Origin of the sequence: Sphingomonas sp. BK481 (assembly GCF_014194875.1) — a bacterium.
Lineage (GTDB): Bacteria > Pseudomonadota > Alphaproteobacteria > Sphingomonadales > Sphingomonadaceae > Sphingomonas > Sphingomonas aerolata.
Genome location: NZ_JACIAP010000001.1, coordinates 81350 through 104170 on the forward strand (window position 1 = coordinate 81350; position 22821 = coordinate 104170).

Below are 22821 nucleotides of genomic sequence, written 5' to 3' on the forward strand. Positions count from 1 at the left end.
CGGGGGCGTGTGATCTCGCGCATACCACCCCGGCGGAGGCCGGGGCCCAGTTGGGGAGGTTGGAGTAACGGAGCGCTGTCCTGCATCACTGGCGTCCCCCAACTGGGCCCCGGCCTTCGCCGGGGTGGTGGCGCTCTTTGGGGGGTGGCGTGTCCTCCCCCATGGTCACCCGCGAAGGCGGGTGCCCAGACTGGGTCCCCGCCTTTGCAGGGACACAAGGGGGGAGCGGGGTGGTGGAGGGGGTGGGGTGCTGTGGTATAGGGCGGCATCGGCACGGGCCGGGCGTTGGCCGGGCCGGTGCACCACGTCTTGCAAAGGTACCCGATCATGTCGCTCGATTTCGAATCCACCACCGACTGGGCCGCGATCGGTGAGGAGAGTCTGGATGCGGCGATCGAGTTGCGGCGCGCGATCCATGCGGATCCCGAGGTCGGGCTGCACTGTCCGCGCACCTCGGACAAGGTGAAGGCGGCGCTGGCCGGGCTGCCGCTCGAGATCCGCGAGGGGACGTCGACGACCGGGTTCGTCGCGATCCTGCGCGGCGGGCGGGGTGGCGGCACCGCGGGGGGCAATGGGCGGACCGTGCTGTTGCGCGGCGACATGGACGCGCTGCCGATGCAGGAGGAGACGGGGCTGCCGTTCGCGTCGAAGGTCGACGGGGCGATGCATGCGTGCGGGCATGATTCGCATACCGCGATGCTGGTCGGGGCGGCCAAGGCCTTGTGCGCGCGGCGGGACGATCTGCCGGGGACGGTCGTGTTCATGTTCCAGCCGGGCGAGGAAGGGCATCACGGCGCGCGGCACATGATCGCCGACGGGCTGCTCGACGCGCCATTGCCCGAGGCGGGGTTCGCGCTGCACATCTCGCCCAACATGCCGATGGGGCATGTCGTCAGCCGGTCGGGGACGCTGATGGCGTCGACCGACACGCTGCGCGCGACGATCACCGGGCGCGGCGGGCATGCGGCGATGCCGCACGACTGCCTCGATCCGCTGCCGATCGCATGCGAGATCGTCACCGCGCTGCAGACCTATGTCGCGCGGCAGGTGGCGGTGACCGATCCGGCGGTGCTGTCGATCACCAAGCTGAATGCGGGGAGCGCGCACAACGTCATCCCGTCGAGCGTCGAGATGCTGGGGACGATGCGGACGCTGTCCGAGCGGACGCGCGAACAGCTGCGCGCGGCGTTCGTGCGGATGGTCGAGGGGATCGCCGCGGCGCATGGTGCGGTCGGGACGCCGACGATCGAGCAGGGTTATCCCGTCACCGTGAACGATCCGCGCGCGACCGAGCTGATCAAGGCGGTGGCGACGACGATCGGCGGCGAGGGCGCGTATCAGGTGATGCCGCCGATGATGGGCGCGGAGGACTTTTCCTACGTGCTGCAGAAGCTGCCCGGCGCGATGGCGTTCATCGGCGCGGCGCCCGAGGGGAGCGACCCGCGGACCAACCCGCCGCTGCACAATACGAAGATGACGATCGACGAGCGGGTGATGGCGCACGGGATCGCGGTGCACTGCGCGGTGGCGGAGCGGTTTCTGGCGAATGGGTTCGATTGAGGGGGGGCGTGCGCTCCGCCGGACTGATCCGGGGGAGCGTGCGCGCCATCCTGTTGCTCCTCCCCGGCGAAGGCCGGGGCGCAGGTGGGAGGGCTGTGTAACGGAGCGGTGTCCCACGTTATCACCGTCTCCCAACTGGGCCCCGGCCTTCGCCGGGGTGGTGGAGGTAGGCGGGCCGGACGCACGTGTCGCACCGCCCCGGCGGAGGCCGGGGGCCAGGTGGAGAGGTCGCGTAACGGAGCGGTGTCCGCGGTTACTGCCGTCCCCCGATTGGCCCCGGCCTTCGCCGGGGTGGTGGCGGGGGGCGGGCCGGTCGTACGTGTCGCACCTTCCCGGCGGAGGCCGGGGTCCAGGTGAAGAGGTCGGCGGAACGGAGCGGTGTCCGCGGTTATTGCCGTTCCCCAACTGGGCCCCGGCCTTCGCCGGGGTGGTAGCGCGCGGGGGCGGTTACTTCTTGATCAGGCCGATCTCGACGAGGCGTTCGTAGAGATAGTCGTGCGCGGTGATCGGGGTGGGGTAGCGGTTGGGGTTTTCCGCGGTGATCGTCGCCGGCAGCGTCTGAATCAGGAAATCCGGCGCGGGATGCAGGAAGAAGGGCATCGAGTAGCGCGAATGGCCGCGGCGCTCGGGCGGCGGGTTGACGACGCGGTGCGTGGTCGAGGGCAGGACGTGGTTAGTCAGCCGCTGGAGCATGTCGCCGACATTGACGACCATCGCGCCCTCGGGCGGCTTGATCGATAGCCAGCGGCCGTTCGCGCGGTCGAGCAGCTCGAGGCCCGCCTCTTCCGCACCGAGCAGCAGGGTGATGAGGTTGATGTCCTCATGCGCGCCGGCGCGGACGCCCTCGGCATCGGCGGGGATCGGCGGGTAGTGGAGCAGGCGCAGGACGCTGTTGCCGTCCTTGACCGCGGGGTCGAACCAGTCGGGCGCGAGCTTCAGGTGGCGCGCGATCGCGGAGAGCAATTTGTCGCCCGCGGTGTCGAACGCCTTGAACAGGTCGAGGAAGACCGGCTTGAAGCCCTCGGGCCGGGTCGGCCAGACGTTCGGCGACATCTGCGCCTCGTAGCGGTGGCCGGCGGGGAGCTCGCGGCCGACATGCCAGAATTCCTTGAGGTCGACGACTTTCGCGTCCTTGGCAATCTCGGTCTTGAACGGGGTGTAGCCGCGCGCGCCGCCGCCACCGGGGGCGAAATAGCCGCGCTTCTCGTCCTCGGGCAACTCGAACAGCGCCTTGGTCTCGGCCCAGGCCTGGTCGATCAGCTCGGTCGGGATTCCGTGATCGGCGACGATCGCAAAACCGAAGCGTTCGAACGAGTTGCCGAGCGCGGCGGCAAAGCCATCGGGGTCGTGCGTCTGATCGGCGAGGCTGAGTGTGGGAACCTGGGCGGCGGGGCTGTCGAGCATGGAAGGATGTCCGGATAGGGGAGCGTCGATATAGCGACGCGGGGGGGCGGTGCCAATTGCCTGGCGGGATTTCGCGTGGTGGCTGTGGCGGGGCGGATAGCGGGTTTCGTAGGTAGCGATAACGCGGTAGGGCGCCGCATCATGACCGCAGAAACCCCAGTATCCGACGCGCCCGCGATGCGCGGCGCGCCGATCGGCTTTGTCGAGTTCGTGGCGCTGGTCGCAGCCCTCATGTCGCTGACCGCGCTGGGGATCGATTCGATGCTGCCCGCGCTGCCCGCGATCGGCGAGTCGCTGGGGATCGCGAGCGAGAACAGCCGGCAATATATCGTGACCGCGTTCGTCATCGGCTTCGGCGTCGCGCAGCTCGTCCACGGGCCGCTCGCCGACCGGTTCGGGCGCCGCACGGTGCTGCTCTGGTCGCTGGGGCTGTATGCGCTCGCCAATGTCGCCTGCGCGCTGGCGGGGAGCTTCACATTGCTGCTGATCGCGCGGGTCGCAGGCGGGGCGGTGATCGCCGCGGCGCGGGTCGCGACGATCGCGCTGGTGCGCGACTGTTATCACGGGCGTGCGATGGCGCGGGTGATGTCGATCGCGTTCATGGTGTTCATGATCGTGCCGATCCTGGCGCCGACCTTCGGCTGGAGCGTGCTGCAGTTCGGCGACTGGCGCGCGATCTTCTGGGTGATCGCAGGCCTGACGCTGGTCGTGCTCGCCTGGTTCTGGGTCCGGATGCCCGAGACGCTGGCGCCCGAGAATGTCCTGCCGATCACGCCGGCGCGGATCCTGTCGGACTGGCGGCAGACGCTCAGCGACCGGCTGTCGCTCGGCTATACGCTGGCGGCGACCGCGCTGATGGGGTCGCTGTACGGGTATCTCAACTCGATCCAGCAGATCATGGCGGACGTGTTCGCAAAGCCCGACCTGCTCGCACTGATCTTCGCCGTCACCTCGGTGACGATGGCGGCGGCCAATCTGATGAATTCGCGGATCGTGATGAAGCTCGGCACGCGGCTGATCAGCCACTGCGCGCTGTCGGGGCTGATCCTGGTGTCGCTGGTGCATCTGGGCGCGATCGAGGCGGACTGGGAATCGCTCACCAGCTTTGCGGTGTTCCAGGCGCTGACGCTTGGCTGTTTCGGGCTGGCGACGTCGAACTTCTCGGCGATGGCGATGGAGAATATGGGGCGGATCGCCGGCACCGCGTCGAGCGTGCAGGGGTTCGTCAGCGTCACCGCGGGCGCGGTGATCGGCGCGGTGATCGGCCAGGCGTTCGACGGGACGACGGTGCCGCTGGTGCTCGGCTTCCTGCTCGCGGGGCTCGCGGCGCTGGCAGTCGTCGCGCTGACGGAACGGGGCCGCCTGTTCCGGCCTGCGATCGTCGTCAAACCGGCCGAGTGACGGAACCGGGCACGCGTGCCCGCCGTTCCTTGACGCGAGACCGCACGACGCGGCCTGAGCAGGAGCGATAGCATGGGCGGACATCAGGTTCCCGGCATGGGCACGGGCGACGACGGGTATGACGAGGACGGCTATGACGAGAGCCAGCGCGCCGAGATCCTCGAGGCGACGCGCAGCGGCCCGGTCGACGGCGCGATCGTCACCGATCTGAGCCCCGATCTGGGCACGGACGACGACGAGGACGAGCCGATCGACGACATCGACATGGATTCGGAAGCGGTCGGCCAGACCGATTCGACCGTGACGATGGACGAGGACGATATCGACGAGGACGACGTTCAGGACGAGCTCGACGATGGCAGCATCGACGATGACGAACTGGACGATGCCGACGACGTCGCGCTGAAGCCCTGATCCCTGCGATCCCCCGACGCGCGTGCGGCAGCGATCCCCACACGCGCGTCTCCGCTTCGATGTAGGAGGCGCGCGTGCGTATCGTGATCGCAACCGGCGGCGTGATGCCGATCCTTCTGGGATGCGGCCTTGGCGGCTGCTCGGACCCAAAGCAGCAGCAGCTCGACGTCACCGCGGCGGCGGCGCGCGCGCAACAGAACATCGCGCGTTATGCGGCGGACAGCCGCCCCGGCCGGCATCCCGTCGGCACCACCAAGATCGCGGCGGCGGCGCCCGAGACCCTGCCCGAGGCGGCGGCGGCGGTGGTCCGGCGCTATTACCAGCGGATCGCGGCGCATGATTTTGCCGGGGCGCGCGCGCTCTGGTGTCGCGACGGCGAATCCTCGACGCTCGACCGGGCGGGGTTTGCGAACCGCTTCGCGCGCTACGCACGTTATGATGCGAGCATTGCCGCGCCGGGCAGCGTCGATGCAGGCGCGGGCCAGCTGCACATCTCGGTGCCGGTGCGCGTGACGGGGACGCTGACTGACGGGACGCGCTTTGCCGATGACGGGATGGTTCTGCTGCACCGCGTCAATGACGGGATCGAGACCGCGAGCGCCGAGGCACATCTCTGGCGGATCGAATCCACCTCGGTCGACCCGGTGATCCCGCCGCCGCGCGCGCCCGTCACCAGCGCGCCCGGACGCCGCTAAGCCGCTGAAACCCGGCTATCCGTAGCGTCTTGCTGACGCCCGGGAAAAGCCACGAAGCCGCCATGATGGCCGCGGTTTCGCCCCTGTTCGTTCATCCGACCGTCAGAAACCGTTGCCATCTTGCCACAGCCGGCGATTGTTCCCGAAATCGACGCACGGCGGTGCAACATTTTCGTCATCGACCTGTTTGGAGGGCCTGAGTGTCACGCGCCACGGGTTGTCCGGGGCGGCGGGACCCAGAACGAAACAAGAAGGTCATTCGAATATGCGTAAGCTTTCCATCGCAGTCGCCATCGCAGCAGCCGCCCTCGCCGCTCCGGCGTTCGCGCAGGACATGTCGGCTCCTGCCCCCACCGACAACAGCGCAGCGCCCGGCGAAGCCGCTGCACCGGACGGCTCGAAGGCCTTCGGGATCGAGCCGTATTTCGGCGTCATGGGCGGTTGGGAGCAGTTCGACAACGAAGCCGGCCACGGCATCCCGCAGGCGCTGAACGCCAACGGCACGCTGCGTCGCGGCTACAAGCCCTCGGGTTCGCTCGTTCAGGGCGTCCTGGGCGTCAACGTTCCGCTGGGCCCGGTCTTCGTCGGCGCAGAAGGTAACGTGATCAAGGGCATCGATGGCAACATCGACTGGCAGTATGGCGCAGCAGGCCGTTTCGGTTTCCGCGCTGGCGACAGCGGCCTGATCTACGGCAAGGTCGGCTACCAGTGGGTCAACTTCGACCATTTCTCGGGCCTGTCGAACACGGTTCCCAACACGAACCGCGACTATAGCGCGATCACCTACGGCATCGGCGCCGAAGTCGGTCCGCAGAGCATCGGCCTGAAGGGCATCACCGGCAACGCGGGCTTCCGCATCCGCGCCGAGGTCAACACCTTCGGCGACGCGCAGAGCTTCCGCCCGATGCTGGGTATCGTCACGCACTTCTGAGCCTTGGCTTAGGTACGTGAAATCGGGCGGGGTGCGAGCGATCGCACCCCGCCCTTTTTTGTGTCCGGCGCGGATCGGCCGGCCGCGTGGAGAGGCGTCGGGCGGTGCCATGACGTCCTCCTGATGTTCCCGATGCGTTCTGGCGCATTTCCGACTCGCTTCGCCGCATGTGAGTCGACGGGCGAGTGACATCGACTCGTGGCCGCGTAGGCGCGAAAGGCGATGGAGTATGTGTTTGATTTTATGCGGTTGCTGAGCGGCAATCGCGGGACGGGTGGCGCCCGTCGTCGGAGCGGTCCGGGTCTCGCGCTACAGCTCCGCCTGGTGTTCTACGGCGTGCTGATCGGGCTGATGGTGCCGACCTTGCGCAAGATCGACTGGTCGCCGCTCGTCCCGCCGGGCCTGAAGGTCGAATGGCCGACCGGGTTCGGCGTGACCTGGCCCGCGGGGCAGCTCCACGTGCCGGGTGGCTGGGGGCGGCTGCGCGATACCGCCACCGACGTCGCGCCGTCCGCTGCGGGTCTGGGCAGCACGGCCGCGACCGCGGCGGCTGCGGCGGCGGGCGCGGCGGGCGGGCTGATCGTCGGGGCCGGCTCTGCGGGGTCAGGCGGGGCCGGCGCGGTGGGGGCGGGGAAGGCGGTGTCGGCGCGCTTCACGATCTGCGGCCGGGCTAAGCGGGTCAACTGCATGGTCGACGGCGACACCTTCTGGATGAACCGCACCAAGATCCGCATCGCCGATATCGACACCCCCGAAACGCACCCGCCGCGCTGCAAGGCCGAAGCACGCGCGGGCCACCGCGCGACGCTGCGGATGCAGGCGCTGCTCAATGCGGGGCCGTTCACGCTGACGCGGATCAAGCGCGACGTCGACAAATATGGGCGCAAGCTGCGGCTGGTGCAGCGTGACGGGCGGTCGCTGGGCGACACGCTGGTCCGCGAGGGGCTGGCGCGGCGTTATGGCGGGGGGAAGCGGTCGCCCTGGTGCTGAGGGGGCTCTGGTCGTCGTAACGTGACGGCACCGGGTCCACGGCAGCGATCACGAAGTCGGGTCAGCCCGTTTGGGTTCCCGCCCTCGCGGAAATGACGATCCTTTCGGGATCAGGCGAGGCGTGCCCCACCGGCCGCCCGTCAGGCGGCGTCGTGGATCAGCAGGTCTTTGGCTGCCAGACGCTGATGCAGCGCGTCGGCGGACAGTTCGAAGCCGTTCGGCCAGGCCAGCGCGCCGCCTTCGATAAAGGCGCGGGCGAAATAGGCGTGGTCGGCGAGCGGGCGCGTCATGACCGTGTCGCGGGTTATGAGGTCCGCCGCGGACCAGTGCGCGGCGCTGCCGTCCGAAAAGACGAGGTCCAGCGTATCGTCGCCGCTAATGGCGAGGTGAACGAGCTTAATCACGAACCTCTGCACCGACACTGCTGCGGACCTGGGCCACGTCGGCAAGTGCGGCAGCGATCAGAGCCGGATCGCCGTCTTCGAAGACCGCTTCGAGATAGGCGAGCACTGCGGCATCGCTGTCGAGATGCGCGGTAGGGCTCCAGCCGGTCGTTTTGATAGCCATCAGTCTGACTCTCCAAACCTCGGCGATCATCGTCGCCTTGCCGGGATTTGTCACCTGCCGTCTGCAGAACGAGGCCGGCATGAGCAAAGCCCATGCCGTCGGCCGGCGCTGATGGCGCCGCCGGCCGGTCGCGCCGCCGGGGGCGGGGTTTAGCGGTCGCTAAACCCGCGCGCGGCGCGACTTATTCCGCAGCCACGCCCGCCAGCGAGAACATGTCGCCGCCGTCGGCGAGGTCCTCGTTCGCGGCGGGGCCCTTCTTGGCGGTCTGGCGCTTGTCGAAGCTGTCCCAGACGTCGTTCCACTGACCCTTGGTCGCGGCCTTCGAATATTCGGTGGCGCGCTGTTCGAAGAAGTTGGCGTGCTCGACGCCGTTGAGCATCGGGGCGAGCCAGGGGAGCGGGTGCTCGTCGATCATGTAGATCGGCTTGAGGCCGAGCTGGGTCATGCGCCAGTCGGCGATGAAGCGGATATACTTCTTGATCTCCTTGGGGGTCATGCCGTTGACCGGACCCATTTCGAAGGCGAGATCGATGAAGTTGTCCTCGAGGCGGATCGTCGTCTGGCAGACGTCGGCGATGTCGTCCTTGACCGCCTTGGTGAGGCACTGACGCTCCGCACAGAAGGTGTGGAACATCTTGATGATGCCCTCGCAGTGCAGGCTCTCGTCGCGGATCGACCAAGTGACGATCTGGCCCATGCCCTTCATCTTGTTGAAGCGCGGGAAGTTCATCAGCATCGCGAACGAGGCGAAGAGCTGGACGCCCTCGGTGAAGCCGCCGAACATCGCGAGCGTGCGCGCGATATCCTCGTCATTGTCGACGCCGAAGCTCTGCATATAGTCATGCTTGTCCTTCAGCTCGGCATATTCGAGGAAGGCGCCATATTCGCTCTCGGGCATGCCGATGGTGTCGAGCAGATGGCTGTAGGCGGCGATGTGCACCGTCTCCATGTTGCTGAACGCGGCCAGCATCATCTTGATCTCGGTCGGCTTGAACACGCGGCCGTATTTCTCGTGGTAGCAATCCTGCACCTCGACGTCGGCTTGGGTGAAGAAGCGGAAGATCTGCGTCAGCAGGTTGCGCTCGTGATCGCTGAGCTTCTGCGCCCAGTCGCGGCAATCCTCACCCAGGGGCACTTCCTCGGGGAGCCAGTGGAGCTGCTGCTGGCGCTTCCAGAATTCGAATGCCCAGGGGTATTCGAACGGCTTGTACTGCTTGCGGGCTTCGAGGAGGGACATGGGATACTCCGGGACAAATTTGGGAAATTGAGGAAACTAGAAACGGCTTGAACTGGTGATGACGACGACGAGGAACAGCAGCGACGCGATCGGTGCGGCGATCATCAGCACGCGGCCGCGCTGGCGGATCTTGCCGATGTCGAGCGCGCCGGGGTTCCAGCCGGGGGTCGGACCCCAGAAGGTCTCGCCGCGAAAGTCGCCCGACCAGGGATTATGGTCGAGCCGGCTCCAGTGACGGCCGAGGATCATGTTCGCCGCGCAGATGCCGACGACCGCGAGGATCAGGACGAGCGTGTTCACGATTCGAGCGTCCATTGCCACATCGCGCCCGCCGAAAGCGCGAGCACGATCGCGCCCGAGGTGAGCATGATGCCGATCATCCGGAAGGCATAGACCTGCTTGTCGCTGACGTCGGGGCTGCGCAGCCGCAACAGCATCGCGACGCCGATGATCCCGAGCAGGGCCGCGACGACAAACATGATGGCGCTGCCATAGGTCATGCGACCAATGCCCGAGACGCGCGTTCTGCACCCGGACCCACCACAGGAGACGCAAAATGGTCGACGCAACCCAGATCAAGGAACACGCTGAAGTCATCGGCGCGGACGGCGTTCATGTCGGTACCGTCGATCATGTCGACGGCGACCGCATCAAGCTGACCAAGAATGATTCGCCGCAGTCGCAGGACGGGCAGGGCGCCAAGCATCACTATATCTCGCTCGGCCTCGTCGCCGAGATCGAGGGTGACAAGGTCCGCCTGAGCGCGACCGGCGCGAACGCGCTGACGTTCGAAGAGAGCGAGTAACCGCGCGGCGCCCTCTCCCGAGCGGAGGGGGCGCGCCGAGTGCACGACAGGGGCGTTCCGGAGCGATCCGGGTCGCCCTTTTCGCGTCGTGCTTGCACGACTGCGCGCTGCTGCACCGGCCACCCGAATCGGGGTGGCGTCGGCCGGTGTCCGCCCGGCGGCAGAGTGCGATTTGCTGCGCATGTCGTCTCCGTCCTAGCTGGGCCCGGCGTCGCCGATGGGCGGCGCTGCGTGACGCCATTTATCTACATGATCGGGCCGGATATCGCTATGCACTTATTTCGATAAGAGCCGCGAATTATCCGACTTGCACCTAGGGATAGTGTGGTCGGGGGCATTCCGACACCAGATACGGGATCGGGCGTCGGGGCGCGGTCGGGTGGCCGCGACCCCTGCGGGCCCGCGGAATTCCGCGGGTTTCGGGGCCGGACAGCCGCTGTCCGGGCCCCGAAACGACGCGATCAGGCGGCTTCGGGGTCGTCGTCGACCGGGGCCGCGCGACCGGCAGTCGGGAGCAGTGCGGCGAGTGTTGCGATCGCGTCGCCGGTGAAGTGCCGGACCGCGCCCTCGGGCCCGATCTGGAGCGCGTGCTCGGGCGTGAGTGTCGCGGCGCGCTGATGCTCGGGATCGAGCGTCGTCCAGGTGCGGACCGCGGTCTCGAGGCTGGTCACTTCGGCGACGTCGGTGTCGCCGCGGGGCACGTTTTCGAGCGCGGCGCTCATCCGCCAGTCGATGTCGGGCGGCGTCGTGTCGCCCCAATAGGCTTCGGTCATCGTCATACCTCCATCACGCGAGAACCCAATGGAAGCGCCCGGTGGCCGGCGGAGGTTCCGTGCTCAGCCGGCCTCGGTCCGCGCCGCGGCGGTGCGGAGCAGGACATAGCCGAGCGCGCCCGAGGCGAGCGACGCGGCGAGCACCGCGAGCGAGGCCATCTCGGTGCGCTGTGCATCGGGAAAGGCGAGATTGGCGATGAACAGCGAAATGGTGAAGCCGATCCCCGACAAGGCGCCGATCGCGAGCACCATCCGCCAGGTGACCGCGTCGGGCAGTTCGGCAGCGCCCGCCTTGACCGCCAGCCACGTCGCGGTGACGAAGCCGAGCGGCTTGCCGAACGCGAGCCCTGCGAACACGCCGATCCCGAGCAGCGATCCCGCGGCGTCGGCGAGCAGGTCCGACGAGAAGTGGATCCGCACCGCGGACAGCGCGAACAGCGGCAGGACGACATAGGACACCCAGGGGTTGAGCATCTGGACGAGACGTTCGGCGGGTTCGTCGGTCGCCTCGGTCATTTCCTGGATATAGCCGAGCTGTTGCTGCGCCTTGCGCTGGATCTCCTCGTTATCCTCGGGGTCGCCCGACTCCGCCTCGTCGACCGCCTGCTTGAAGCGGTCGATCGGGGCCTGGACGCGCTCGGCGAAACGGCGTTCGGACAGCCGCGACTGGGTCGGCGACAACAGCCCGAGCATCACGCCGGCGATCGTCGCATGGATACCAGACGCATAGACGCCCGCCCAGACGATCAGCCCGAGCAGCACATAGGGGATGGGCGAGACGAGCTTCAGCCGCAGCAGCACGAAGATCGCGACATAGGCGACCGCCGCGACGACGAGCATCGGCAGGACCAGGGTGCCGGTATAGGCGACCGCGATGACAAGCAGCCCGCCGACATCGTCGATAGCCGCGAACGCCAGCAGCACCGCGCGGATCGAGACCGGCAGCCGGGTCGCGAACATGCCGATGATCGCCAGCGCGAACGCGGTGTCCGAGGTGATGACGGTGCCCCAGCCGCTCGCGGCTTCGGTGCCGTAGTTGAACGCGAGATAGACCGCGACGGGAACGAGGATCCCGCCGATCGCGCCGGCGAGCGGGAACATCGCGGTGCGCACGGTCGAGAGCGCGCCCTTGGTGAATTCGCGCTTCACCTCCGCGCCGATGATCAAGAAGAACAGCGGCAACAGCGCCTCGTTCACCCAGTCGGCAAGCGGGTGCGCGGCGCGGAAGCTGCCGAGCCGGATTTCGAGCGTGCTGTCCCACATCGTCTGGTAATCATGCGCGATCGGCAGGTTGGTGCAGATCAAGGCGACGATCGTGGCGATGAGCAACGGCCCGCCGACGACCTGATCGGCGGCAAAGAACGGCGCGAGGCGGTGGAGGAAACCGGCGGCGGCGGGCGAATGATGCGCGCGCGCCGCCAGCTTGCCGGAGAGACGGGGGGTGAGGGCCATGATGTTCCAGGATCGCGTCGGCAGGACGCGCGTGCGGGTATAACGGTGCAGACCGCCTGTCGTATCCCTTGCCGTATCCCTTGCCGTATCCCTTGGGCGCGTGGGACACTTCTGCCGGCGGACCGACGCCGCCGGGGGTTGCGTCGCGCGTCACCTGCGGTATCGCCGCTGGCAGGAGGCCGCGCGCCATGACGACCATCGGAACCAAGATCGACGAGACGGGGACGCTGATCCGTGACGGCGGTGCGTTCTATCTCCGCCGCGACATGGGCGGGCGCTATGAGCTCGAGCTCCACCGCACGCCGGTCGACCTGGTCGAGAAGCGCGTGCGGCTGGTCGGCACGCTGGTCGGTGACGATCTGGTGAATGCGGACGGCGTCTCGCCCGTCTGAGCGCGTAAGTCCTAGATAGCATGGGGCCCGGGGTGGATCGAGCCCGCCCGGATGCTACACCCCTCCCCGAATCAGGGGAGTAGTCCATGCATCGTCGTCGGTTTCTAACGAGTGCCGCTGCCGCGTCCGTCATCGGCGCGGTCCCCCTCAAAGGGGCCGACGCGGCGGGATCGCGCGACGCGGCGCTGCGCACGATGCTCGACCGGTTCTTCTATGCGCGGCTCGACGATTCGCCCGAGCAGGCAACGCGGCTGGGGCTCGATACGGGGACGGGCAGCGGCCTGAAGGCGCGGCTCGACGACCAGTCGGCGGCGGGGCGTGCGCGCGAGCTGGCGCAGGCGACGAAGGAACTCGCCGAGCTGCGCGCGTTCGGGACGGGCGGGCTGTCGAGCGATGCCGCGCTCGATCACGAGATCGTGACCTATCAGCTGACACGCGCGGTCGCGGGCGCGAAGCGGTTCACCTATGGCAGCAGCCTCGGGCGGTTCGCGCCCTATGTGCTGAGCCAGCTGACCGGGCCGTATCGCGACGTGCCCGATTTCCTCGAGTCGCAGACGCGGGTGCGCGATGCGGGCGAGGCGGATGCGTATCTGCAGCGACTGTCCGCGCTGCCCAAGGCGATCGACGACAGCAGCGAGCAGCAGCGCAGCGACGCGGCGCGCGGCGTGTTCGCGCCTGACTATATCCTCGACACGACGCTGAAACAGCTGGGCAGCGCGATGGAGGGCGCGGCCGCGCAGAGCGTGATGGTGACGAGCTTCGCCACCAAGCTGAAGGCCGCGGGGCTGCCCGACGACCGCGTCGCGCGCGCGACTGCGATCGTCGAGCGCGACGTCCGCCCCGCGCTCGAGCGGCAGCGTGCGTTGGTCGCCGAGTTGCGCGCCAAGGCGGTGCATGATGCGGGGTGCTGGCGGCTGCCCGATGGCGACGCCTATTATGCCGCGGCGGCGGAGGCCGCGACGACGGTGGCGATGAGCGGGGACGAGATCCACCGCCTCGGCCTCGCGCAGGTCGCCGAGATCGGCGCGCGGATCGACGGCATCCTGAAGACGCAGGGGATGACGCAAGGCACCGTCGGCGAGCGGCTGGTGGCGCTCAACAAGCGGCCCGACCAGCTTTATCCCAACACCGATGCGGGCCGCGACGCGCTGCTCGCGCATCTCAACCGGCAGATCGTCGCGATGCAGGCGCGGCTGCCCGAGGCGTTCGCCAGCCTGCCCAAGGCGCCGGTCGAGGTACGCCGCGTGCCGCCGACGATCCAGGCGGGCGCACCGGGCGGCTATTACCAGAACGCCTCGCTCGACGGGTCGCGACCGGCGATCTACTATATCAACCTGCGCGACACGTTCGACCGGCCCAAATTCGGGCTCGCCACGCTGACCCATCACGAGGCGGTGCCGGGGCATCACCTCCAGGTCAGCCTCGCGCTCGAAAGCGAGCAGATCCCGCTGATCCGGCGGCGCGGGTTCTTCAGCGGCTATTCGGAGGGCTGGGCGCTCTATGCCGAACAGCTCGCCGACGAGATGGGGATGTATGAGGGCGATCCACTGGGGCAGGTCGGCTATCTCCAGTCGCTGCTGTTCCGCGCGACGCGGCTGGTGGTCGACAGCGGGATGCACGCGAAACGCTGGAGCCGCGAAAAGGCGACCGATTACCTGATCGCGACGACGGGGATCGCGCGCGGCCGCAGCCAGGGCGAGATCGACCGCTACACCGTCTGGCCGGGCCAGGCGTGCAGCTACAAGATCGGCCACACGGTGTGGACCCGCCTGCGCGACGAGGCGAAGACGCGGCCGGGATATACGCCGAAGGACTTCCATGCGGTGTTGCTGAAGGGGGCGATGCCGCTCGCGATCCTCGAGCGCGTGGTGCGCCGGACGGGGGCGGGGGCTTAGGCCCCCCAGTCCTCCAGCCCGCCGCCCCCCCGCCGACGCGGCCGGACCGCGGTGACTTTTGCAAAAATTCCGCAGCGGAAACTTGTGCGTTGCCGGGGGGTTGTTGGGCGGGGGCTCTCGAACCGGACATGGTCCGGCGCGGCGCCCGGACTGGCCTGGAGAAATGTCGCGTGCGCCAAGAACCGTCATCACCCTCCGACGGGAGCGTCGTATCGACCGGCCTCGACCCGCTGAACTATATCCTCGACGGCGGCTATGCGTATAACCGCGTCCACCTGATCGAGGGCGAGCCGGGGTCGGGCAAGACGACGCTCGGGCTGCAGTTCCTGCTCGCCGGGCGCGATGCGGGCGAGCGGTGCCTGTACATCACGCTGTCGGAAAGCCGCGACGAGCTGCTCCATGTCGCCAAGACGCATGGCTGGGACATGACCGGGGTCGACATTTTCGAACTGGTGCCGCCCGAACTGAGCCTCGACGTCGATCGCGAACAGTCGATCGTCTATTCGTCCGATCTCGAACTCGGCGAGACGGTCAACATGGTGATGGAGGCGGTCAGCAAGGTCGAGCCGACGCGGATCGTGTTCGACAGCCTGTCCGAGATCCGCCTGCTCGCGCAGGGGCCGCTGCGGTTCCGCCGGCAGCTGCTCGCGCTCAAGCATTATTTCGCGCAGCGGGGCTGCACCGCCTTGTTCCTCGACGACCTGACGCAGACCGAGGACGATCTCAGCCTGCACAGCCTGGCGCACGGCGTCGTCCGGCTCGAGCAGATCGCGCTGCCCTATGGATCCGAGCGGCGGCGGCTGCGCGTGTACAAGATGCGTGCGCGCGCGTTTCGCGGTGGCTTCCACGACTTCGTGATCCGGCGTGGCGGGCTGCAGATTTTTCCGCGGCTGACCGCGGTCGCGCATCCCGATACCGGTTTCGTCGACCGGCTGGCGTCGAGCGGGATCGAGGAGCTGGACACGCTGTCGGGTGGCGGTCTCGATTACGGGACGACGACGCTGATCATCGGGCCGTCGGGATCGGGCAAGACGACGCTGTCGCTGCAATATGTCTTCGCCGCGCTCGAACGCGGAGAGAAAGCGCTGTTCGTCAGCTTCGACGAGACCGAGCGCGTGTTCATGCGCCGCGCGGCGGGAATGGACCTCGACCTCGGCGACCATGTCGCGGCGGGGCGGCTGTGTTTCCGCCAGGTCGATCCGGGCGAATTGTCGCCGGGCGAGCTGACCGGGATCATCCGCGACCAGGTCGAGCGGGTCGGCGCGACGGTGGTCGTGCTCGATTCGCTGTCGGGCTATCAGCTCGCCATGCCCGAGGAGCAGCACATGCTGCTGCAGATGCACGAGGTCGTGACCTATCTGAACCAGCAGGGCGTGCTGGGGCTGCTGGTGCTGACGCAGACCGGGATGATCGGGACGATGCAGTCGCCGGTCGACCTGACCTATCTTGCGGATTCGGTGATGCTGCTGAGGTTCTTCGAGGCTGATGGCGCGATCCGGCGGGTGATGTCGTTCCTGAAACGTCGGATGGGTCCGCACGAGGGGACCTTGCGCGAGTTCCGGATCGACAGCGGCGGGATCCGCGTCGGCCCGCAGCTGACCGGGTTTCGCGGTGTGCTGACCGGGACGCCCGAATATGGGGGCAGCGCCGCCCTGCTGACGAACCGTGACGATAACTGACCGACCGGCCGTGATGACCGACGATTTCCTGGTGGTCGCGCCGACCGGCCGCGACGCCGATGTGACCGCGCAGGTGCTGCGCTCTGCCGATATCGCCGCGGTGCCGGATGCCGACGGGACCGCGCTGTTCGCGGCGATCGCGGGGGGCACGCATGCCGGCGCGATCCTGACCGACGACGCGCTGTCGCGGCTCGATCAGGAGCGGCTGCTCGCGGCGATCGCGGCGCAGGCGCCCTGGTCCGACTTTCCGTTCATCCTGCTGAGCAAGCGCGGCGAACCGCGGCGCGGCGCGCGCGAGGTCGAGGCGGTCGCCAACGTCACGCTGCTCGAACGCCCGCTCCACCCTGCGTCGCTGGTCAGTGCGGCGCGGGCGGCGCTGCGCGCGCGGCAACGCCAGCGGCTCGCGGCGCGGCATTTCGAGGACCGCGAAAAGGCGCGCGCCGAGCTGCGCGATCTGGCCGACACGCTCGAAGCAAAGGTCGAGGCGCGGACGCGCGAACTGGCGGCGGCGAACGACCGGCTAACTGCGGAGATCGCCGAGCGCGAGCGCGCCGAGGCACGGCTGGTGCAGGCGCAGAAGATGGAGGCGATCGGCCAGCTGACCGGGGGCATCGCGCATGATTTCAACAATCTGCTGACCGCGGTGATCGGCTCGCTCGACCTGTTGCTGCGGCGCACCGACGACGAGAAGATCCGGCGGCTGGCGAGCATGGCGTTGCAGGCGGGCGAGCGCGGCGCGACGCTGACCGCGCAGCTCCTGTCCTTTTCGCGGCGCCAGCATCTGTCGCCGGTGCCGGTCGAGCCCAATCAGGTCGTCGCGTCGATGGCAGACCTGCTCGCGCGGTCGATCGGGGCGGCGGTGACGGTCGAGCTCGACCTGGCGGACGATGTCTGGCGCGCGATGGTCGATCCGACGCAGCTCGAGGTCGTGCTGCTCAACCTGGCGATCAACGCGCGCGACGCGATGCCGTCGGGCGGGGTGGTGCGGATCGCGACGCGCAACCTGGCCGCGGTGCCCGACGCGCTGACCGCCGAGCTGAACCCGGGCGCCTATGTTGCGATCGAGGTCGCCGATACCGGTGCGGGGATGACGCCCGCGGTGCTCGCGCGCGCGTTCGAGCCGTTCTTCACCACCAAGGGGCAGGGCAAGGGCACGGGCCTGGGGCTCGCGCAGGTCTACGGCTTTGCCCGCCAGTCGGGCGGCACGGTCCGGATCGTCAGCGCGGAGAACGAGGGGACGGTGATCACCTTGTACCTGCCGCGGACGACCGAGGTCGCCGATCCGGTCGCGATCGAGCGGCTGACCCAGGCGACCGGGTCGCGGCAGCGGATCCTGGTGGTCGACGACGACAATGACGTCCGCGGGGTCGCCGCGCAGATGATCGAGGAGATCGGCTATCAGGTGGTCGCGGCGGCGAGCGGGTCCGAGGCGCTGACCGAATTCGGGCGCGCGTCGTTCGACCTGGTGCTGACCGACGTGGTGATGCCGGGCATGTCGGGCGTCGACCTGGCACGGCGGATCCGCGCGGTCGCCCCCGCCATGCCGTTGCTGTTCGCGAGCGGCTATGCCGATGTCGCGACGTTCGGCGACGAGCTGGCGGCGGAGACGGTGCTGAAGAAACCCTATCGCATCGGCGAGGTCGCGGCGCGGATCGGCGACGCACTGTCGGCGGAGTCGGCGCAGTAGCGCAGGTGACGGACATTGCAGCGTTTCGCGGTGGCGGTGCGGTGTATAGGATGGGGTAAGGCCCGTGCGTGTACGGTGATCAGGGACGCAGGATTTCGGACCCGGGGTGGGGGCAAGGTGGGGCAGCGTGACTGAGCGGCATGGATTCCTGGGCGACGGCCCGCTCGCGGCGCTGATCGCTGCGTTCGACTGGTCGGCGACCCCGCTCGGCCCGATCGAGGGCTGGCCGCCGCATCTGCGGACCGTGGTGTCGATCCTGTTGCGCGCGCCGGTGCCGATGGCGCTGCTGTGGGGCGAGGAGGGGATCCTGCTCTACAATACGCGCTATGCGACGATCGCGCAGGACAAGCACCCCGCGATCCTCGGCATGCCGGTGCGCGAGGCCTGGACGGAGGCGGCGGCGTTCAACGACGGCGTGGTGCGCGCCGGGATGGCCGGCAAGACGCGGAGCTATGCGCGGCAGGAGCTGACGCTGTACCGCCACGGCGAGCCCGAGACGGTGTTCCTCGACCTCAATTATTCGCCCGTGCTCGATGCCGACGGGGTGCCCGCGGGCGTGCTGGCGGTGGTGATCGAGACGACCGACGCGGTGCTCGCCGAGCGCAGCCTGCGCTGGGAGACGCACAGCCTCGAGACGCTGAACGTCACCGGCGCGGCGCTGGTCGCCGAGCTCGAGCTCGAGCCGCTGATCCAGATGGTCACCGATGCGGGGGTCAAGCTGACCGGGGCGGAGTTCGGCGCCTATTTCCACAACCTGATGGACGAGACCGGCGAGCGGCTGCACCTGTTCACGCTGGCCGGCGCGGAGCGCGCGGCGTTCGAGAAGCTCGGCCGGCCGCGCGCGACCGCGGTGTTCGGGCCGACCTTCCGCAACGAGGGCGTGATCCGGTCGGACGATATCCGCACCGACCCGCGCTACGGAAAGAGCGCGCCGCATTACGGGATGCCGCGCGGGCATCTGCCGGTGCGGAGCTATCTGTCGGTGCCGGTCACGTCGCGCACCGGGGTGGTGCTGGGCGGGCTGTTGTTCGGCCATTCCGAGCCCGGGCGCTTTGGCGAGCGGCACGAGCGGCTGCTGGTCGGCGTCGCGGCGCAGGCGGCGATCGCGATCGACAATGCGCAATTGTTCAAGGCGGTGCAGGAGGTTAACGACACGCTCGAACAGCGCGTGGCGGAGCGGACCGCGGAGCTGACCCAGGCGCACGAGGCGCTGCGCCAAGCGCAGAAGATGGAGACGCTGGGCCAGCTGACCGGCGGTATCGCGCATGATTTCAACAATCTGCTGACGGTGATCCGGGGATCGACCGACCTGTTGCGGCGGCCCGACCTGAGCGCGGATCGGCGCGACCGCTATATCACCGCGATCGCCGACACCGCCGACCGCGCGACCAAGCTGACCAACCAGCTGCTCGCCTTTGCGCGGCGATCGTCGCTGACCCCCGAGGTGCTCGACGTCCGCGCCGTCGTCAGCGGGATGACCGAGATGCTGGCGACGCTGTCGGGATCGTTCATCGACATTGCGCTGAGCCTGCCCGACACGCCGTGCCTGACGCATGCGGATGCGAGCCAGCTCGAGACCGCGATCGTCAACCTGGCGGTCAATGCGCGTGACGCGATGGCGGGGCGCGGTGCGCTGCGGATCGTGGTCGGACGCGCGGCGCGGATCCCGGCGGTGCGCGGCCATGTCGCGCGCGACGGGGATTTCGTCACGATCGGCGTACGCGACACGGGCAGCGGGATCGACCCGGCGCATATCGAGCATATCTTCGAGCCGTTCTTCACGTCGAAGGCGATCGGCCACGGCACCGGGCTGGGGCTGTCGCAGGTGTTCGGGTTCGTGAAGCAGTCGGGCGGCGAGGTGATCGTCGAGAGCACGCCCGGCGCGGGCGCGACCTTCACGCTGTATCTGCCGCATGATCCGACCGGCGTGCCGGCGGGGGTCGGCATCGCGGCGGAGGCGCGCGGCGACGGGCCGTCGCTGCGGATCCTGGTGGTTGAGGACAATGCCGCGGTTGGCGACTTCGCAATGTCCGCGCTCGCCGATCTGGGGCATGCGATCGTGTTCGCGCGCGATGCCGAGGAGGCGCTGGCGATCCTGGCGCGGGAGGTGGACGCGTTCGACGTGATGTTCTCCGACGTGGTGATGCCGGGGATGAACGGCGTCGCGCTGGCGCAATATGTCCGCCGGGACTTTCCCGCGATGCGCGTGCTGCTGACCAGCGGCTATAGCGACGTGATCTCGAAGGACGGCGCGCAGGGCTTTGCGCTGTTGCACAAACCCTATTCGATGGCGGAGCTCGCGCGGGCGTTGCACGCGGTGATGGAGGCGGACCGGCCGCTTGTGGCGGGCGCGTTCTAGAGCGCGGCGCTGTCGGTGAGGCGGTGGACGTCGCCGAGCAGCCGGTCGAAATAGTCGGTGCGCGGCGCGTCGAAGGTGACGATGTAGAGCAGCCCCGCGACGATCGCCGCGCGCGCCTCGCCCCGGCGGGGCAAATCGTCGGCGTCGACATAGGCATAGCCGAAGCGGATGCCGGCATGGCCGAGAAACGGGTCGGGTGCTGCGGTGGTGAGCGTGAAGTCCGCGATTCCGCCCGCGCTGCGATAGGTCGATTCGAGCAGTTCGGGGATTTCGGCGAGCAGCATCGCGCCGCTGTAGCGGGGCAGCGTCCTGCGGCGCCGGGGTTCGCGCAGCAGCGGCTCGCCGGGTGCGATCCCGCCGAACCAGGTGACCGCGTTGAGCCGCTCACCGTCGAGCGTCCAGACCTCGGCCTTGCGGCCCGGTCGCGCGGAGAGCTGGTTCCAGTCGCGCGGCGGGGTGACGGTCATCGTGCGGGCGACGCGGACGGGCTTGCCCTGCGCGCGATAGGCGTTGGCATCGGCGGGCGCGGGCGCGGGCAGGAGCATGAGGAGGGCAGGGAGCAGCGGGCAGCGCATCAGCGGTCCTCCGGGGCGGCGATCAGTGCCGCGATCATCCCCGCATCGCCCGCGGCGGGGTCGAGCGCGAGATAGCGGCGTAGCGCGGCCTGTCCCTCCGCGAGGCGACCGGTCCGGACCAGCGCCAGTCCCAGCCCGCGCTGTGCGGCGGCGAGGCTAGGGTCGAGCGCGGTGGCTTGCGCGTAGAAGTGTGCGGCGTTGACGAGGTCGCGGGGGTTGCCGCGGGCGCGGTACAGATCGCCGCGTGCGCGCCACAGTGCCGCGGTCCAGCCGCGCGTCGCACAGGCAGCGATCAGATAGGCGCTGGCGCCGAAGTCGTTGAGCTTGATCTGGTCGTCGAGGAACAGCGGCAGCCAGGGCGCGAGCGCGTCGGCATGGCGGTCGGCGCCGTCGTCGCGGTCCGTCGCGTCGGGCAGGGCGAGCGCATCGAGCGTGGCGGCGCGTTCGGCTTCTGGCGGATGCGAGGCGTAGAAGCCGATGCGGTCGAGCCGCGGCCGGTGCGCGCCGCGCGCAACCGCGGAAGCCCCGGCCTCGGCGATCGCGTTCTGCCACAGCTGCGCGGCGGCCTGGGGGCGGAGGCGGCTGGCGTTGAGATAGCCGATCCCGAGCCGGTCGGCCTCGCGTTCCTGATCGCGCGAGAAGCGGTAGAGTGCGCCGTAGACCGATCGGCCGAGCGTGGCGAAGCGGCGGCGCAGATCGGCATCGGGGACCATTGCGGCGAGCACCGCGCCCCAGCCGAGCAGGTCGGATCCGGTACGCTGCGCCCGGAACTGCGCGAGCGTGTGGCGGCGTTCGAAATGGCCGAATTCATGCCCGAGCACCGCGCCGAGCTCCGCCTCGCTGCGGGCGCGGAGCAGCAGCCCGCTGAACACGCGCATCGTCCCGTTCGCCGCCATGCTCGCGTTGAACAAAGGCACGCGCAGGACATAGACCCGCACGCCGGCGCAGCGCGCCGCGCCGACCGTGTCGCAGAGCGCGCGGCGGACATAGGCGTTAAGCCCAGCGTCGCGGATCAGCAGCGGCGACGACGCGAGTTGCCGCTCATCCTCGTCCGCCTCGGCCCAGGCGCCGATCTCGTCGACGCCGACCGGTTGATAGGCGCCGGCATAGGGGGGCGGGGCGGGGGCGGTCGCGGCGAGCAGGGCGAGGGCGAGCGCGGTGACGGTCATCGGGGGGCGGGGGTGCTGCCGGGGAAATCGGCGAGCAACTGCTGGACGCGGCGGGCGGCCCCTTCGGGGGTGCGCAGGTCGCCACCCATCGCCCGGTCGGCGTTGAGCCAGAGCAGATCGCCCGTCCGCAGATCGACCAGCCCGGCATAGCCCGCATGTTCGCCCGCGCTGATCGGGATGCCGGGCCCGAGCATCGCGACGATCTGCAGCAGCTTGCGCCCGGTCGAGCCATAGGCGTCGCTGGTGCTGAGGAAGAGCGCGTAATCGGCGTCGCGCGCACCGGGCAGCCGCATGATGCCGGGCCCGAGCGTCCAGTCGAAGCGCCCGGCCTGCGTCGCCCGTTTCTTGGTCGGCAGCCGGTCGCCGGCGAAGAACTGATAGCGGATCACCGATTGCGAGACCGCGGCGAACAGCGCGGCATAGTCCGCCACGAGCCGCGCCGCATCGCCGTCCGCTACGGGCGCGGGAATCACGCGGTTGCCGAGCGCCTGTTGCTGCGCGGCGAGCGCGGTCTCGATGTTCCGGCGGGCCTGGTCGGTCCAGTCGCCATTGGGTTCGAACATCCCGCCGGTCGAGCGCGCGCCGACGCGTATGCTCGGGCGGATCAGGAGGATGGTCCTGCCGCTGCCGGGGGGCAGCGTGAAGCCGGTCTTCTGCGCGCTTCTCTGGCGGGCGGCGGCGGGTGGCGCTGGCGTGAGGGCCAGCAGCATGATCGCCAGACGCGTCGCGAGCCTTGTCCCCATCGACGCCCCCCAGCGCGCTGTCCCGGCGACCGGGCTAGGCCGCGCGCACGGGGGCGACAAGCCGCAGACCGGCCCGCTTTGGACCTAGGCCGC

23 protein-coding genes are annotated in these 22821 nt (G+C 69.0%); 12 read left to right on the top strand and 11 right to left on the bottom strand.

Features of this window, described 5'->3' with window-relative positions; all coding sequences use genetic code 11:
* Window positions 1-327: 327 nt before the first annotated feature.
* The gene (locus FHY04_RS00350; RefSeq protein ID WP_183935043.1) at window positions 328-1560 is read left to right on the top strand and encodes a M20 family metallopeptidase; all 1233 of its coding nucleotides are present in this window, start codon (window positions 328-330) and stop codon (window positions 1558-1560) included.
* Window positions 1561-2007: 447 nt separating this feature from the next.
* On the opposite strand, the gene FHY04_RS00355 is transcribed toward FHY04_RS00350, so the two are convergent.
* Window positions 2008-2964 carry an isopenicillin N synthase family oxygenase gene (locus FHY04_RS00355; protein ID WP_183935044.1) on the bottom strand — a complete coding sequence of 319 codons (957 nt, stop codon included), beginning with the start codon at window positions 2962-2964 and terminating at the stop codon, window positions 2008-2010.
* A gap of 141 nt (window positions 2965-3105) precedes the next feature.
* On the opposite strand from FHY04_RS00355, the gene FHY04_RS00360 reads away from it, so the two are divergent.
* The 5 genes from FHY04_RS00360 (at window position 3106) to FHY04_RS00380 (ending at window position 7395) form a co-directional block, all read left to right on the top strand.
* Entirely contained in the window at window positions 3106-4365 is a 1260-nt protein-coding gene (locus FHY04_RS00360) for a multidrug effflux MFS transporter (protein WP_183935045.1), read from the top strand.
* A 72-nt stretch (window positions 4366-4437) separates the two neighbouring features.
* On the top strand, window positions 4438-4779 hold the full coding sequence (locus FHY04_RS00365) for a hypothetical protein (protein WP_037530490.1): 342 nt from the start codon (window positions 4438-4440) through the stop codon (window positions 4777-4779).
* Window positions 4780-4853: 74 nt separating this feature from the next.
* Complete coding sequence (locus FHY04_RS00370) at window positions 4854-5474, top strand: hypothetical protein (protein WP_183935046.1); 621 nt, start codon at window positions 4854-4856, stop codon at window positions 5472-5474.
* A 265-nt stretch (window positions 5475-5739) separates the two neighbouring features.
* Window positions 5740-6405, top strand: a complete 666-nt coding sequence (locus tag FHY04_RS00375; protein ID WP_031394478.1) for an outer membrane protein — start codon at window positions 5740-5742, stop codon at window positions 6403-6405.
* A 231-nt stretch (window positions 6406-6636) separates the two neighbouring features.
* Window positions 6637-7395: a thermonuclease family protein gene (locus FHY04_RS00380; protein ID WP_311723080.1), complete on the top strand. Its 759-nt coding sequence runs from the start codon at window positions 6637-6639 to the stop codon at window positions 7393-7395.
* Between the two features lie 140 nt (window positions 7396-7535).
* Here FHY04_RS00380 and FHY04_RS00385 read toward each other — a convergent pair whose 3' ends face one another.
* The 5 genes from FHY04_RS00385 to FHY04_RS00405 all read right to left on the bottom strand — a co-directional run bounded on the left by FHY04_RS00385 (window position 7536) and on the right by FHY04_RS00405 (window position 9699).
* A complete protein-coding gene (locus tag FHY04_RS00385; protein ID WP_183935425.1) occupies window positions 7536-7799 on the bottom strand; it encodes a DUF2442 domain-containing protein in 264 nt (87 codons plus the stop codon).
* Window positions 7792-7962: a DNA-binding protein gene (locus tag FHY04_RS00390; RefSeq protein WP_183935047.1), complete on the bottom strand. Its 171-nt coding sequence runs from the start codon at window positions 7960-7962 to the stop codon at window positions 7792-7794. Before FHY04_RS00390 ends, FHY04_RS00385 begins: the two co-directional genes overlap by 8 nt.
* Before the next feature lie 181 nt (window positions 7963-8143).
* The gene (locus FHY04_RS00395; protein WP_056409090.1) at window positions 8144-9199 is read right to left on the bottom strand and encodes a ribonucleotide-diphosphate reductase subunit beta; all 1056 of its coding nucleotides are present in this window, start codon (window positions 9197-9199) and stop codon (window positions 8144-8146) included.
* Between the two features lie 36 nt (window positions 9200-9235).
* Window positions 9236-9499, bottom strand: a complete 264-nt coding sequence (locus FHY04_RS00400; RefSeq protein ID WP_031396613.1) for a hypothetical protein — start codon at window positions 9497-9499, stop codon at window positions 9236-9238.
* Window positions 9496-9699, bottom strand: coding sequence for a hypothetical protein (locus tag FHY04_RS00405; RefSeq protein ID WP_031396614.1), 204 nt, complete (start codon window positions 9697-9699; stop codon window positions 9496-9498). Before FHY04_RS00405 ends, FHY04_RS00400 begins: the two co-directional genes overlap by 4 nt.
* A 56-nt stretch (window positions 9700-9755) precedes the next feature.
* Between FHY04_RS00405 and FHY04_RS00410 the strand changes: the two genes are divergently transcribed.
* The gene (locus FHY04_RS00410) at window positions 9756-10004 is read left to right on the top strand and encodes a DUF2171 domain-containing protein (RefSeq protein ID WP_031396615.1); all 249 of its coding nucleotides are present in this window, start codon (window positions 9756-9758) and stop codon (window positions 10002-10004) included.
* A 461-nt stretch (window positions 10005-10465) separates the two neighbouring features.
* Here the strand turns inward: FHY04_RS00410 and FHY04_RS00415 are convergent, their stop codons facing one another.
* Window positions 10466-10777, bottom strand: a complete 312-nt coding sequence (locus FHY04_RS00415) for a hypothetical protein (protein WP_183935048.1) — start codon at window positions 10775-10777, stop codon at window positions 10466-10468.
* Window positions 10778-10840: 63 nt separating this feature from the next.
* Complete coding sequence (gene nhaA / locus FHY04_RS00420) at window positions 10841-12229, bottom strand: Na+/H+ antiporter NhaA (protein WP_183935049.1); 1389 nt, start codon at window positions 12227-12229, stop codon at window positions 10841-10843.
* Window positions 12230-12417: 188 nt separating this feature from the next.
* On the opposite strand from nhaA, the gene FHY04_RS00425 reads away from it, so the two are divergent.
* From FHY04_RS00425 to FHY04_RS00445, 5 genes are all read left to right on the top strand, one after another.
* Window positions 12418-12621, top strand: a complete 204-nt coding sequence (locus tag FHY04_RS00425; protein ID WP_031440577.1) for a DUF5818 domain-containing protein — start codon at window positions 12418-12420, stop codon at window positions 12619-12621.
* Window positions 12622-12707: 86 nt separating this feature from the next.
* On the top strand, window positions 12708-14516 hold the full coding sequence (locus FHY04_RS00430; protein WP_183935050.1) for a DUF885 family protein: 1809 nt from the start codon (window positions 12708-12710) through the stop codon (window positions 14514-14516).
* Between the two features lie 170 nt (window positions 14517-14686).
* Window positions 14687-16195 carry an ATPase domain-containing protein gene (locus tag FHY04_RS00435; protein WP_311723088.1) on the top strand — a complete coding sequence of 503 codons (1509 nt, stop codon included), beginning with the start codon at window positions 14687-14689 and terminating at the stop codon, window positions 16193-16195.
* 13 nt (window positions 16196-16208) lie between these two features.
* On the top strand, window positions 16209-17882 hold the full coding sequence (locus FHY04_RS00440) for a response regulator (protein WP_183935052.1): 1674 nt from the start codon (window positions 16209-16211) through the stop codon (window positions 17880-17882).
* Between the two features lie 127 nt (window positions 17883-18009).
* On the top strand, window positions 18010-20241 hold the full coding sequence (locus FHY04_RS00445; RefSeq protein WP_183935053.1) for an ATP-binding protein: 2232 nt from the start codon (window positions 18010-18012) through the stop codon (window positions 20239-20241).
* On the opposite strand, the gene FHY04_RS00450 is transcribed toward FHY04_RS00445, so the two are convergent.
* From FHY04_RS00450 to FHY04_RS00460, 3 genes are read right to left on the bottom strand one after another with little or no spacing between them, the layout of a single operon-like run.
* The gene (locus FHY04_RS00450) at window positions 20238-20816 is read right to left on the bottom strand and encodes a hypothetical protein (RefSeq protein WP_183935054.1); all 579 of its coding nucleotides are present in this window, start codon (window positions 20814-20816) and stop codon (window positions 20238-20240) included. The two genes, FHY04_RS00445 and FHY04_RS00450, sit on opposite strands and share 4 nt — an antisense overlap.
* Complete coding sequence (locus FHY04_RS00455) at window positions 20816-21985, bottom strand: M48 family metallopeptidase (protein ID WP_183935055.1); 1170 nt, start codon at window positions 21983-21985, stop codon at window positions 20816-20818. The genes FHY04_RS00450 and FHY04_RS00455 overlap by 1 nt, the downstream gene beginning before the upstream one ends.
* A complete protein-coding gene (locus FHY04_RS00460) occupies window positions 21982-22728 on the bottom strand; it encodes a hypothetical protein (protein ID WP_183935056.1) in 747 nt (248 codons plus the stop codon). Before FHY04_RS00460 ends, FHY04_RS00455 begins: the two co-directional genes overlap by 4 nt.
* Window positions 22729-22821 lie beyond the last annotated feature (93 nt).

What these genes read in the sequence shown, in the direction of transcription:
- FHY04_RS00405 (WP_031396614.1), bottom strand. Translation starts at nt 9,699, where the DNA reads ATGACCTATGGCAGCGCCATCATGTTTGTCGTCGCGGCCCTGCTCGGG.
- FHY04_RS00360 (WP_183935045.1), top strand. Translation starts at nt 3,106, where the DNA reads ATGACCGCAGAAACCCCAGTATCCGACGCGCCCGCGATGCGCGGCGCG.
- FHY04_RS00390 (WP_183935047.1), bottom strand. Translation starts at nt 7,962, where the DNA reads ATGGCTATCAAAACGACCGGCTGGAGCCCTACCGCGCATCTCGACAGC.
- FHY04_RS00410 (WP_031396615.1), top strand. Translation starts at nt 9,756, where the DNA reads ATGGTCGACGCAACCCAGATCAAGGAACACGCTGAAGTCATCGGCGCG.
- nhaA (WP_183935049.1), bottom strand. Translation starts at nt 12,229, where the DNA reads ATGGCCCTCACCCCCCGTCTCTCCGGCAAGCTGGCGGCGCGCGCGCAT.
- FHY04_RS00455 (WP_183935055.1), bottom strand. Translation starts at nt 21,985, where the DNA reads ATGACCGTCACCGCGCTCGCCCTCGCCCTGCTCGCCGCGACCGCCCCC.
- FHY04_RS00460 (WP_183935056.1), bottom strand. Translation starts at nt 22,728, where the DNA reads ATGGGGACAAGGCTCGCGACGCGTCTGGCGATCATGCTGCTGGCCCTC.
- FHY04_RS00355 (WP_183935044.1), bottom strand. Translation starts at nt 2,964, where the DNA reads ATGCTCGACAGCCCCGCCGCCCAGGTTCCCACACTCAGCCTCGCCGAT.
- FHY04_RS00450 (WP_183935054.1), bottom strand. Translation starts at nt 20,816, where the DNA reads ATGCGCTGCCCGCTGCTCCCTGCCCTCCTCATGCTCCTGCCCGCGCCC.
- FHY04_RS00365 (WP_037530490.1), top strand. Translation starts at nt 4,438, where the DNA reads ATGGGCGGACATCAGGTTCCCGGCATGGGCACGGGCGACGACGGGTAT.
- FHY04_RS00415 (WP_183935048.1), bottom strand. Translation starts at nt 10,777, where the DNA reads ATGACCGAAGCCTATTGGGGCGACACGACGCCGCCCGACATCGACTGG.
- FHY04_RS00425 (WP_031440577.1), top strand. Translation starts at nt 12,418, where the DNA reads ATGACGACCATCGGAACCAAGATCGACGAGACGGGGACGCTGATCCGT.
- FHY04_RS00440 (WP_183935052.1), top strand. Translation starts at nt 16,209, where the DNA reads ATGACCGACGATTTCCTGGTGGTCGCGCCGACCGGCCGCGACGCCGAT.
- FHY04_RS00430 (WP_183935050.1), top strand. Translation starts at nt 12,708, where the DNA reads ATGCATCGTCGTCGGTTTCTAACGAGTGCCGCTGCCGCGTCCGTCATC.
- FHY04_RS00375 (WP_031394478.1), top strand. Translation starts at nt 5,740, where the DNA reads ATGCGTAAGCTTTCCATCGCAGTCGCCATCGCAGCAGCCGCCCTCGCC.
- FHY04_RS00350 (WP_183935043.1), top strand. Translation starts at nt 328, where the DNA reads ATGTCGCTCGATTTCGAATCCACCACCGACTGGGCCGCGATCGGTGAG.
- FHY04_RS00395 (WP_056409090.1), bottom strand. Translation starts at nt 9,199, where the DNA reads ATGTCCCTCCTCGAAGCCCGCAAGCAGTACAAGCCGTTCGAATACCCC.